The organism is Citrobacter pasteurii (assembly GCF_019047765.1).
Classification (GTDB): Bacteria; Pseudomonadota; Gammaproteobacteria; order Enterobacterales; family Enterobacteriaceae; genus Citrobacter; species Citrobacter pasteurii.
Map to the genome: position 1 here is coordinate 27265 of NZ_CP077262.1, position 12623 is coordinate 39887.

A 12623-nucleotide genomic window follows, 5' to 3' on the forward strand; every position below is an offset into this window, starting at 1 on the left:
TCACCACATCAACCAGGCAATATACCTGAGCTGTTGAATGCTTTTAAAAGTAAACAGAGAGAAACGGGAAGGAGAAGTGAAGTGGTGCTGATACCCAGAGTCGAACTGGGGACCTCACCCTTACCAAGGGTGCGCTCTACCAACTGAGCCATATCAGCACGTCTGGAGCGGGCAGCGGGAATCGAACCCGCATCATCAGCTTGGAAGGCTGAGGTAATAGCCATTATACGATGCCCGCATCCTGAAACTCGGCTACCCAGTTCTTTCTGTAACAAAAAAGAGATTTCTCTCTTTTCTGTTCGAGCTGATTAATTTTTTAACCAACTCAGGCGGCGATAACGCTGCCAGAAAGTGGTGGTGGGGGAAGGATTCGAACCTTCGAAGTCTGTGACGGCAGATTTACAGTCTGCTCCCTTTGGCCGCTCGGGAACCCCACCGGACTTGATGGTGCCGACTACCGGAATCGAACTGGTGACCTACTGATTACAAGTCAGTTGCTCTACCTACTGAGCTAAGTCGGCATCAAGTAGCGCGCATTTTATGGATACCTGCGTGCTCATGCAACTAAAAAATTGCATAAAATGTTCTTCCGCTCACATTTTGCACTATACGTCCGATAAATAATCTATTTCTTATCTGAATTGCACAAATTTCCAACGTTGGGCGTTATAACCGGAGAGGGTTTTGCTCCGTTATTCACGTCCAGACAGAGAGAAAGCACATCTTTATACATCTGGAATACTCGTCACAATGCTTTTCAGGGGACGATTTTTTCTTATTATTCCCCCTCATCTGGTGTTACCCTCCTGCCCATTGTCCAAATTAACTGAAATGTGCGTGCCATTGCGTGCCGGGGATGATTTCGTTTTTTATCACTGACCTGATATAGCAATGACAGCCAGACCATGCGTATGAGTATAAAAGAGCAAGCGTTAACGTCGCCTTACCTACAGTTTGATCGCAACCAGTGGGCTGCGCTTCGTGATTCAGTGCCGATGACCCTGACCGAGGAAGAGATTGCTCGTCTGAAAGGCATTAACGAAGACTTATCGCTGGAAGAAGTTGCTGAGATTTATTTGCCTCTATCGCGTTTGCTAAATTTTTACATCAGTTCGAACCTGCGGCGTCAGGCTGTGCTGGAGCAATTTTTAGGCACCAACGGCGAGCGTATTCCTTATATCATTAGCATTGCTGGCAGCGTCGCTGTCGGTAAAAGTACGACTGCGCGCGTGTTGCAGGCGTTACTGAGTCGTTGGCCCGAGCATCGTAAGGTTGAGCTGATTACAACAGATGGTTTTCTTCATCCTAACCAGGTGTTGAAAGAACGTGGACTCATGAAGAAGAAAGGCTTTCCTCAGTCCTATGATATGCACCGTCTGGTTAAATTCGTTTCCGATCTGAAGTCTGGCGTCCCCAACGTTACGGCACCGGTCTATTCTCATCTTATCTATGATGTAATCCCTGATGGTGACAAAACGGTTGCCCAGCCGGATATATTGATTCTCGAGGGGCTCAATGTATTACAAAGCGGAATGGACTACCCCCACGACCCGCATCATGTATTTGTTTCTGACTTTGTCGATTTTTCTATTTACGTTGATGCGCCAGAGGAATTACTGCAAACATGGTATATCAACCGTTTCCTGAAATTCCGCGAAGGGGCATTCACCAACCCAGACTCTTATTTCCATAACTATGCTAAATTGTCCGAAGATGAGGCAATCAATACTGCAATGTCGCTCTGGAAAGAGATTAATTGGTTGAATTTAAAGCAGAACATACTACCAACGCGTGAGCGGGCCAGCTTGATTATGACCAAGAGTGCCAATCATGCCGTTGAACAAGTCAGGTTAAGAAAATAAAAAAAGGGGAGCCAATGCTCCCCTTCTTCTTATTATTCAGCGCTTCTAAGCGATATTTCCCCACCCATCCATGGCTTTATCTCACCATTCTGCTCAAGCAGCAATGCACCTTGCGCATCTATTCCTCGTGATATGCCAAATATTTCTTTATCACCAATAATGAGTTTAACCGGGCGATTGATAAAGTTATCAAGTGCCTTCCAGCGTGATAAATAAGGCACTAACCCCTCTTGCTCAAATAGTATCAGTGCAGCACGAAGCTCGCGGATCAGCCGGGCAGCCAGAGTATTGCGGTCAATGTTAATCCCTGCTTCCTGTAGATTAATCCAGCCTTGATTAACCACATTCTCTTCAACTCGACGCATGGACATGTTAATACCTGCACCAATAACAATCTGCGCGGCATCACCCGTCTTACCGGTGAGTTCTACCAGGATCCCTGCCAGCTTACGGTCGAGCAAATAGAGATCGTTCGGCCATTTAACACGTACTTTATCCGCACCCAGATCGCGTAATACCTCGGCCATGACAATACCAATCACCAGGCTCAGGCCAATCGCCGCTGCCGGGCCCTGCTCCAGGCGCCAGAACATAGAGAGATACAGGTTAGCGCCAAAGGGAGAGAACCATTTACGTCCACGGCGACCACGCCCGGCCTGCTGATATTCGGCGACGCAGGCATCTCCTGACTCCAGTTGACCAATTCGATCCAGCAGATACTGGTTGGTTGAATCGATTACGGGTAGAACAGTGATGTTCCCGCCGCCCAGCTGAGAATAAATAACGGATGAGTCTAAGAGCTGGATGGGCTCTGGTAAGCTGTAGCCTTTACCTGGAACAGTAAATACATCAACGCCCCAGTCGCGTAGCGTCTGGATGTGTTTGTTGATCGCTGCACGACTCATTCCCAGTTTTTCACCGAGTTGCTCACCTGAATGGAATTCGCCATCAGCCAATAATGAGATGAGCGTCAGGGGGACGGTATTATCCTTCATGCGATGATCTCCACAGCATTCACTTCACCCTGCGGGCCCATGAATCTAACCTCTGGCTCAAGCCAGACATTAAACTTCTCACCCACTTTATGTCGTACATGATGTGCAAGTTGCACGACATCCTGGCTCGTCGCATTACCCGCATTGATCAGTACCAGTGCTTGTTGTTGATGTACTGCTGCGCCACCAATACGCATGCCTTTAAGCTGGCATTGATCGATGAGCCAGCCAGCAGCCAGTTTTACAGAGCCGTCAGCCTGCGGGTAATGAGGCGCAGTCGGAAATTTAGCCAGAAGTTCCTGTGCAATATCAGCGCTGACAACCGGATTTTTAAAGAAGCTCCCCGCGTTGCCCTGTACTTTTGGGTCGGGCAATTTTGTGGTGCGCATATGGCAAACAGAGTCAAAAACCTGCTGAGGTGTCACGGTTGCAGGATCCAGACGCGTCAGGTCGCCGTAAGTCAAAACGGGCTGCCACTGTTTAGGCAAGCGCAGACCAACGGCTACAATCGCGAAACGATCCTGGTACTCATGCTTGAAGATGCTGTCACGGTAACCAAATCGACATTCTGTGGCGTTAACACGCAGATGTTTGCCGGTCGAAAGCTCTACGCAGTCTACGTATTCGCAGACGCGCTGCAGCTCTACACCATAAGCACCAATGTTCTGGATTGGCGATGAGCCAACACAGCCGGGAATAAGCGCCAGATTTTCCAGTCCAGGCATGCCAAGCTGCAATGTATGCTGTACCAGATGATGCCAGTTCTCACCAGCCCCAACGTGTAGATACCACGCGTCAGGCTTCTCTGTAACCTCTATACCTTTGATACGGTTGACGATCACCGTGCCATGGAAGGTATCAAGAAACAGGACGTTACTCCCCTCACCCAGAATCAGTACCGGATGGTTTAATACATTGGCAGCTTGCCAGGCGCTCAATAGTTGTTGCTCATTTTCAGCACAAACAATCTCGTTGGCAGACTGGTCAATGCCGAAGGTGTTCCAGGCTTTAAGGGAGTGATTCATAGACGCTTTCCTGATGCAAAATCGCGCTTAGTTTACCGCATATGCCACAGGATGGCTTGTTTTATGGAAGCGTGGGGTTGCTTTGCACCCGATGGCACACGCTGCGCCGCATCCGGCATTTTCGCACAGACGCAAAGAAGCCCATCCGTCAGGATGGGCTTCTTCACTTTAATTAATGCCTGGCAGTTCCCTACTCTCGCATGGGGAGACCCCACACTACCATCGGCGCTACGGCGTTTCACTTCTGAGTTCGGCATGGGGTCAGGTGGGACCACCGCGCTACAGCCGCCAGGCAAATTCTGTTTATCAACACGCCCTGGCATGTCGATGTCATCTGTAATCAGGCTGAAAATCGTCTCAATTCCGCCAAAACATCTTCGGCGTTGTAAGGTTAAGCCTCACGGTTCATTAGTATCGGTTAGCTCAATGTATCGCTACACTTACACACCCGACCTATCAACGTCGTCGTCTTCAACGTTCCTTCAGGAGACTTAAAGTCTCAGGGAGAACTCATCTCGGGGCAAGTTTCGTGCTTAGATGCTTTCAGCACTTATCTCTTCCGCATTTAGCTACCGGGCAATGCCATTGGCATGACAACCCGAACACCAGTGATGCGTCCACTCCGGTCCTCTCGTACTAGGAGCAGCCCCCCTCAATTCTCCAGCGCCCACGGCAGATAGGGACCGAACTGTCTCACGACGTTCTAAACCCAGCTCGCGTACCACTTTAAATGGCGAACAGCCATACCCTTGGGACCTACTTCAGCCCCAGGATGTGATGAGCCGACATCGAGGTGCCAAACACCGCCGTCGATATGAACTCTTGGGCGGTATCAGCCTGTTATCCCCGGAGTACCTTTTATCCGTTGAGCGATGGCCCTTCCATTCAGAACCACCGGATCACTAAGACCTGCTTTCGCACCTGCTCGAGCCGTCACTCTCGCAGTCAAGCTAGCTTATGCCTTTGCACTAACCTCCTGATGTCCGACCAGGATTAGCTAACCTTCGTGCTCCTCCGTTACTCTTTAGGAGGAGACCGCCCCAGTCAAACTACCCACCAGACACTGTCCGCAACCCGGATTACGGGCCCACGTTAGAACACCAGCCATTAAAGGGTGGTATTTCAAGGTTGGCTCCATGCAGACTGGCGTCCACACTTCAAAGCCTCCCACCTATCCTACACATCAAGGACCAGTGTTCAGTGTCAAGCTATAGTAAAGGTTCACGGGGTCTTTCCGTCTTGCCGCGGGTACACTGCATCTTCACAGCGAGTTCAATTTCACTGAGTCTCGGGTGGAGACAGCCTGGCCATCATTACGCCATTCGTGCAGGTCGGAACTTACCCGACAAGGAATTTCGCTACCTTAGGACCGTTATAGTTACGGCCGCCGTTTACCGGGGCTTCGATCAAGAGCTTCTCCTTACGGATAACCCCATCAATTAACCTTCCGGCACCGGGCAGGCGTCACACCGTATACGTCCACTTTCGTGTTTGCACAGTGCTGTGTTTTTAATAAACAGTTGCAGCCAGCTGGTATCTTCGACTGATTTCAGCTCCATGAGTAAATCACTTCACCTACATATCAGCGTGCCTTCTCCCGAAGTTACGGCACCATTTTGCCTAGTTCCTTCACCCGAGTTCTCTCAAGCGCCTTGGTATTCTCTACCTGACCACCTGTGTCGGTTTGGGGTACGATTTCGTGTTACCTGATGCTTAGAGGCTTTTCCTGGAAGCAGGGCATTTGTTACTTCAGCACCGTAGTGCCTCGTCATCACACCTCAGCGTTAATAAGGTACCGGATTTACCTGGAACCTCCGCCTACATGCTTAAACCGGGACAACCGTCGCCCGGCTAACATAGCCTTCTCCGTCCCCCCTTCGCAGTAACACCAAGTACAGGAATATTAACCTGTTTCCCATCGACTACGCCTTTCGGCCTCGCCTTAGGGGTCGACTCACCCTGCCCCGATTAACGTTGGACAGGAACCCTTGGTCTTCCGGCGTGCGGGTTTTTCACCCGCATTATCGTTACTTATGTCAGCATTCGCACTTCTGATACCTCCAGCATGCCTCACGACACACCTTCAACGGCTTACAGAACGCTCCCCTACCCAACAACACATAGTGTCGCTGCCGCAGCTTCGGTGCACAGTTTAGCCCCGTTACATCTTCCGCGCAGGCCGACTCGACCAGTGAGCTATTACGCTTTCTTTAAATGATGGCTGCTTCTAAGCCAACATCCTGGCTGTCTGTGCCTTCCCACATCGTTTCCCACTTAACTGTGACTTTGGGACCTTAGCTGGCGGTCTGGGTTGTTTCCCTCTTCACGACGGACGTTAGCACCCGCCGTGTGTCTCCCGTGATAACATTCTTCGGTATTCGCAGTTTGCATCGGGTTGGTAAGTCGGGATGACCCCCTAGCCGAAACAGTGCTCTACCCCCGAAGATGAGTTCACGAGGCGCTACCTAAATAGCTTTCGGGGAGAACCAGCTATCTCCCGGTTTGATTGGCCTTTCACCCCCAGCCACAAGTCATCCGCTAATTTTTCAACATTAGTCGGTTCGGTCCTCCAGTTAGTGTTACCCAACCTTCAACCTGCCCATGGCTAGATCACCGGGTTTCGGGTCTATACCCTGCAACTTAACGCCCAGTTAAGACTCGGTTTCCCTTCGGCTCCCCTATACGGTTAACCTTGCTACAGAATATAAGTCGCTGACCCATTATACAAAAGGTACGCAGTCACCCCATTAAGAGGCTCCCACTGCTTGTACGTACACGGTTTCAGGTTCTTTTTCACTCCCCTCGCCGGGGTTCTTTTCGCCTTTCCCTCACGGTACTGGTTCACTATCGGTCAGTCAGGAGTATTTAGCCTTGGAGGATGGTCCCCCCATATTCAGACAGGATACCACGTGTCCCGCCCTACTCTTCGAGTTCACAGCCTGTGCATTTTGGTGTACGGGACTATCACCCTGTACCGTCGGACTTTCCAGACCGTTCCACTAACACACAAGCTGATTCAGACTCTGGGCTGCTCCCCGTTCGCTCGCCGCTACTGGGGGAATCTCGGTTGATTTCTTTTCCTCGGGGTACTTAGATGTTTCAGTTCCCCCGGTTCGCTTCATTACGCTATGTATTCACGTAATGATAGTGTGACGAATCACACTGGGTTTCCCCATTCGGAAATCGCCGGTTATAACGGTTCATATCACCTTACCGACGCTTATCGCAGATTAGCACGTCCTTCATCGCCTCTGACTGCCAGGGCATCCACCGTGTACGCTTAGTCGCTTAACCTCACAACCCGAAGATGTTTCGTAAAACACCACCGTGTTGCGAAAATTTGAGAGACTCGAACACACCGCTTTTCATTTCTTATTACGGAGAAATGAAACAGTGTGTCGTTTCAATTTTCAGCTTGATCCAGATTTTTAAAGAGCAAAACTTCGCAGTGAACCTTTTCAGGTACACTCTGAAGTTTTCTTGTATTGTTGCAGTAAAGATGGTGGAGCTATGCGGGATCGAACCGCAGACCTCCTGCGTGCAAAGCAGGCGCTCTCCCAGCTGAGCTATAGCCCCATCGTAGTTATCTCATTCACCTTAATTCTTGCTGAGACAAGGCGTGGAGCGGCGAAGCATACTGAAGTATGCGAGTCGTTTCACAACGCGGTATCAGAAAGAATTTGGTAGGCCTGAGTGGACTTGAACCACCGACCTCACCCTTATCAGGGGTGCGCTCTAACCACCTGAGCTACAAGCCTGCAGAGATTTTCTTACTGCTAATTTTCATCAGACAATCTGTGTGAGCACTACAAAGAACGCTTCTTTAAGGTAAGGAGGTGATCCAACCGCAGGTTCCCCTACGGTTACCTTGTTACGACTTCACCCCAGTCATGAATCACAAAGTGGTAAGCGCCCTCCCGAAGGTTAAGCTACCTACTTCTTTTGCAACCCACTCCCATGGTGTGACGGGCGGTGTGTACAAGGCCCGGGAACGTATTCACCGTGGCATTCTGATCCACGATTACTAGCGATTCCGACTTCATGGAGTCGAGTTGCAGACTCCAATCCGGACTACGACGCACTTTATGAGGTCCGCTTGCTCTCGCGAGGTCGCTTCTCTTTGTATGCGCCATTGTAGCACGTGTGTAGCCCTACTCGTAAGGGCCATGATGACTTGACGTCATCCCCACCTTCCTCCAGTTTATCACTGGCAGTCTCCTTTGAGTTCCCGGCCGGACCGCTGGCAACAAAGGATAAGGGTTGCGCTCGTTGCGGGACTTAACCCAACATTTCACAACACGAGCTGACGACAGCCATGCAGCACCTGTCTCAGAGTTCCCGAAGGCACCAAAGCATCTCTGCTAAGTTCTCTGGATGTCAAGAGTAGGTAAGGTTCTTCGCGTTGCATCGAATTAAACCACATGCTCCACCGCTTGTGCGGGCCCCCGTCAATTCATTTGAGTTTTAACCTTGCGGCCGTACTCCCCAGGCGGTCGACTTAACGCGTTAGCTCCGGAAGCCACGCCTCAAGGGCACAACCTCCAAGTCGACATCGTTTACGGCGTGGACTACCAGGGTATCTAATCCTGTTTGCTCCCCACGCTTTCGCACCTGAGCGTCAGTCTTTGTCCAGGGGGCCGCCTTCGCCACCGGTATTCCTCCAGATCTCTACGCATTTCACCGCTACACCTGGAATTCTACCCCCCTCTACAAGACTCTAGCCTGCCAGTTTCGGATGCAGTTCCCAGGTTGAGCCCGGGGATTTCACATCCGACTTGACAGACCGCCTGCGTGCGCTTTACGCCCAGTAATTCCGATTAACGCTTGCACCCTCCGTATTACCGCGGCTGCTGGCACGGAGTTAGCCGGTGCTTCTTCTGCGAGTAACGTCAATCGCTGCGGTTATTAACCACAACGCCTTCCTCCTCGCTGAAAGTACTTTACAACCCGAAGGCCTTCTTCATACACGCGGCATGGCTGCATCAGGCTTGCGCCCATTGTGCAATATTCCCCACTGCTGCCTCCCGTAGGAGTCTGGACCGTGTCTCAGTTCCAGTGTGGCTGGTCATCCTCTCAGACCAGCTAGGGATCGTCGCCTAGGTGAGCCGTTACCCCACCTACTAGCTAATCCCATCTGGGCACATCCGATGGCAAGAGGCCCGAAGGTCCCCCTCTTTGGTCTTGCGACGTTATGCGGTATTAGCTACCGTTTCCAGTAGTTATCCCCCTCCATCGGGCAGTTTCCCAGACATTACTCACCCGTCCGCCACTCGTCACCCAAGGAGCAAGCTCCTCTGTGCTACCGTTCGACTTGCATGTGTTAGGCCTGCCGCCAGCGTTCAATCTGAGCCATGATCAAACTCTTCAATTTAAGTTTGATGCTCGTGAATTAAACTTCGTAATGAATTACGTGTTCACTCAGAGACTTGGTATTCATTTTTCGTCTTGCGACGTTAAGAATCCGTATCTTCGAGTGCCCACACAGATTGTCTGATAAATTGTTAAAGAGCAGTGCCGCTTCGCTTTTTCTCAGCGGCGCGGGGTGTGCATAATACGCCATCCCGCCACGAAGTCAAGCATTTAATTTCGCTTTCTTCGCCGGAGTTCTCAGTGGAACCCCGCTGACCCGGCGGCTTGCGTGCCGTTGTTCCGTGTCAGTGGAGGCGCATTATAGGGAGTTATTTCAGACTGACAAGGGGAAATTTAAAATAATTTTCCGAGTGCATACTTTTTCACCAAAAAAGACTAAATCGCCAGTTTTTCGAGCGTTTTGAAGCCATAGCGCTGCAACACTGGCAATAGTTGTTCGGCCTCTGTTGTCATTGCCATGCAGAATGCCACATTCTCATCGGCCGATTTTGCATCTGGCGCTTCATGTTCTAATAACCAGGCCGTTCGACGCGCAATCGCGGCACCAGAATCCACCAGTCGCGTCCCTTCCGGGAGGACTTGTAATAGCTCCTCCTGTAATAGAGGGAAATGCGTACATCCGAGTACGACCGTGTCCGGTGGCTCCGACATCCGCAACCACGGGCGCAGAATACGGCGCAGATCTTCCAGCGAGACAGGTTCTCCGTGCAGCTTCGCTTCTGCCAGCTCCACCAACTCAGCGGATCCCAACATCGCTATCTGACACTCGTTAGCAAAGCGCGCAATCAATTCGTGTGTGTACGAGCGTTTCACCGTCGCGCGCGTCGCCAGTAGCCCTACAATACCATTCGCCGTGAGCCGCGCCGCGGGTTTAATCGCAGGCACCACACCGACAACCGGAAAAGCGAACTTTTCACGTAATGCCGGGAGTGACACCGTGCTGGCGGTATTGCATGCGATAACCGCAAGCGCGAGGGGATAGCGTTGCTGAACTGCAGTCACAATCTCAACGACACGCTCAACGATAAACTCTTCGCTTTTCTCACCATAAGGAAAGGCGACGTTATCGAAAGCATATATATAGTGGAGATCCGGCAGAAGATTCCGGATCTCATTGTAGACCGACAACCCACCGACGCCGGAATCAAACACCAGCACGGTGGGACGTGAATCAGAAGGTGTAGCTGCCAGACAAGGTGTATTCCCGTCCTGCAGTTGGGTAGCCATAAACTGTCTCGTAATCTTTATCGAACAGGTTGGCGATTTTACCACGAACTGTCAGCTGTGAGGTGATCGGATATGACACAGCCAGATCCCACAAACTCACACCGCCCATTTTTACCGGTTGATAAGTAACGTAGTCCGTATCGTATCGCGTCCCCAGATATTGATATGTCAGGCCCCAGTCAAAATCATAGACCTGCCAGTCGAGTTGGTATTTCACCTGCTGTTTAGAACGACGAGCCAGTGGCTCGTTGGTAATCGCATTACGCGAATCTACGTAGTCGTAGCTAAGCGTATGCGCCAACGGCCCGGTGTCGAAGTTTGCAGTCGCTTCGATACCTTTAATACGCACTTTGCCTTCGTTGTAGTACTTCTGAGTGTGGGTGTTGTAGTCGATCATGTCATCGATATCGTTGCGATACCCTGACACGCGCCAGTTAACACCTGATGTTAACCCTTCAAACGCCCCTTCCCACTGCTTACTCTCTTCGGGATCAAGGTTTGCATTGCCGTAATAGCCATGCAACTGCCCCAGATTTGGCGCTTTGTAAGATGTGCCATAGGAGGCAATGAAACGATAGCCTTCGATAAACTCCCATCCAGCGCTGGTTTGCCATGTACCATGACGACCAAACTCGGAGTTATCATCACTACGTGCCGCACCTTCGAAGGTGAAGTCACCAAGCTGCTGCAATCCCGTCAAATAGAGGCCAGTATTACGTTGGTCGTAACCGTCCGTAACATACCCAGTGCCTGGCTCCGTAGTTTGCTTTTGCCAGTCCACGCCTGCACCAATGTTACCGTGGCCAACAACTATGCTGTTTGACCACTGAACATTATATTGCTTCATCTCATCCAGCGTGGCCGAGGAATCATAGCGGCCATAGTTCGGATCATAGTTGTAGTCTTTACTGTGGCTGTAGCTCGAAACCAGTTGTGACTGAATAAGCTCGCCATTAAAACGTAACCCAGCGTCCCAGCTCTGGCTATAAAGCTGCCGGGTATCAAGTAGCGCCGAGCCAGGAGAATAATACGAGTCATAATCTGTGCGGTTATCATAACCATAACCACGAACGAACCCGCTCCATGTCTCGGAGAAGTTGTGCTCCAGTGCGCCATACAGCGTCTTGCTTAAGAAACCGTCTTTATCCGGTTGAGCTTGTGCACCAGTGCTACCGTAGGCCACAACATCGAAGCCTTTGGTGTAGGCATAATCGCCCATCAACGTGACACGCGTATTTTCGCCAAGCTGTTGTTGGGTTGCGATATCGTAATTTTGATACCCATTGCTTCCCACGCCGGCAGTCAGTTCCGTCCCTGGTTTTTCGCGCGTAGTAATGATATTCACCACGCCACCAATCGCATCCGAACCATATATAGCGGAACGCGGCCCGCGGATATACTCAATACGTTGCACCAGCGATACCGGGAACTGGCTAAGATCGGCCGAGCCGCTCACCCCCGCTAAATTAAGACGTACACCGTCTATCAACACCAGAACATGGCTGGCGTTAGTGCCACGAATAAAAATAGACGAGTTCTGTCCCATACCGCCGCTTTGTGCAATATCAACACCAGGCAAACGACGCAGTACATCGTTTACCGAGGTAGATTGCCAGCGATCAATGTCCTGACGTGTAACGACGGTGATGGGTGCAAGTACTGCACTTAGGGGCTGCTGAAAACGGTTGGCAGTAACGACGAGAGTATCTGGGCTAGCATCCTGCGCCCAACCAGAAGATGCCGCGACGGAAAGCGCCGTCAACAGCAACGATTTTTTAATCATTGTAAAGCATCCACAATATAAGAAGGATGCCGCAGGTCCCACCGATAGTACGCGATGATGAAAACCAGATGCGACGTTAGCCGGCAGGTCTTCGGGCTTGGAGGCGACTTAAAGAGACGATGACTTCCCGCGGCAAGCCGCAGTGTCTGCACCAGGTGCGCTCATCTCTTACCTTCCTTACCGCTGCGCGTCAGCTCCAGATTTACACTGGATTCCCTTTTAACTCACAGGACCGGAAAACGGATGCTACAGTTTGTTACAACCTGGTGTCCAGACCGCGTATCACATTATCGGAAATCATCAATGACTGGACATCTGTTGAGCAATCCCTACAATCCCCGCGTACTTTTATTTTTCAGGA

5 protein-coding genes, 6 tRNA genes, 3 rRNA genes, 1 pseudogene and 1 riboswitch are annotated in these 12623 nt (G+C 50.9%); of the genes and pseudogenes, 2 read left to right on the forward strand and 13 right to left on the reverse strand.

The features are described from left to right. Positions 1-82: 82 nt before the first annotated feature. From I6L54_RS00185 to I6L54_RS00200, 4 genes are all read right to left on the reverse strand, one after another. A tRNA-Thr gene (locus I6L54_RS00185) sits at positions 83-158 on the reverse strand. A 5-nt stretch (positions 159-163) separates the two neighbouring features. Continuing rightward, positions 164-238, reverse strand: a tRNA-Gly gene (locus I6L54_RS00190). Between the two features lie 114 nt (positions 239-352). After that, positions 353-437, reverse strand: a tRNA-Tyr gene (locus I6L54_RS00195). A gap of 8 nt (positions 438-445) precedes the next feature. Beyond that, positions 446-521 (reverse strand) — tRNA-Thr (locus I6L54_RS00200). Positions 522-540: 19 nt separating this feature from the next. Between I6L54_RS00200 and I6L54_RS24185 the strand changes: the two are divergent. Then, a pseudogene (locus tag I6L54_RS24185) lies at positions 541-621 on the forward strand (hypothetical protein); the annotation flags it as partial. Between the two features lie 290 nt (positions 622-911). Continuing rightward, positions 912-1862 (forward strand): type I pantothenate kinase, encoded by a 951-nt coding sequence (gene coaA / locus I6L54_RS00205; protein WP_040232296.1) that lies wholly within the window; start codon positions 912-914, stop codon positions 1860-1862. A 32-nt stretch (positions 1863-1894) separates the two neighbouring features. Here the strand turns inward: coaA and birA are convergent, their stop codons facing one another. From birA to btuB, 9 genes are all read right to left on the reverse strand, one after another. After that, a complete protein-coding gene (birA, locus tag I6L54_RS00210) occupies positions 1895-2857 on the reverse strand; it encodes a bifunctional biotin--[acetyl-CoA-carboxylase] ligase/biotin operon repressor BirA (RefSeq protein ID WP_005132910.1) in 963 nt (320 codons plus the stop codon). Next, positions 2854-3882: a UDP-N-acetylmuramate dehydrogenase gene (murB, locus tag I6L54_RS00215; protein ID WP_040232294.1), complete on the reverse strand. Its 1029-nt coding sequence runs from the start codon at positions 3880-3882 to the stop codon at positions 2854-2856. The genes birA and murB overlap by 4 nt, the downstream gene beginning before the upstream one ends. A gap of 177 nt (positions 3883-4059) precedes the next feature. Further along, positions 4060-4175, reverse strand: a 5S ribosomal RNA gene (rrf, locus tag I6L54_RS00220). A gap of 94 nt (positions 4176-4269) precedes the next feature. Next, positions 4270-7176 (reverse strand): 23S ribosomal RNA (locus I6L54_RS00225). A gap of 206 nt (positions 7177-7382) precedes the next feature. Continuing rightward, positions 7383-7458: transfer RNA gene (locus tag I6L54_RS00230), tRNA-Ala, on the reverse strand. Between the two features lie 105 nt (positions 7459-7563). Beyond that, positions 7564-7640, reverse strand: a tRNA-Ile gene (locus I6L54_RS00235). Between the two features lie 71 nt (positions 7641-7711). Then, positions 7712-9253: ribosomal RNA gene (locus I6L54_RS00240) — 16S ribosomal RNA — on the reverse strand. The 16S, 23S and 5S rRNA genes sit together here with 2 tRNA genes alongside, the layout of an rRNA operon. 374 nt (positions 9254-9627) lie before the next feature. Continuing rightward, on the reverse strand, positions 9628-10479 hold the full coding sequence (gene murI, locus I6L54_RS00245) for a glutamate racemase (protein WP_072041459.1): 852 nt from the start codon (positions 10477-10479) through the stop codon (positions 9628-9630). Continuing rightward, positions 10424-12262 carry a TonB-dependent vitamin B12 receptor BtuB gene (gene btuB, locus I6L54_RS00250; RefSeq protein ID WP_040231799.1) on the reverse strand — a complete coding sequence of 613 codons (1839 nt, stop codon included), beginning with the start codon at positions 12260-12262 and terminating at the stop codon, positions 10424-10426. Before btuB ends, murI begins: the two co-directional genes overlap by 56 nt. Positions 12263-12327: 65 nt before the next feature. Continuing rightward, positions 12328-12514, reverse strand: a riboswitch (cobalamin riboswitch). Between the last annotated feature and the right edge of the window lie 109 nt (positions 12515-12623).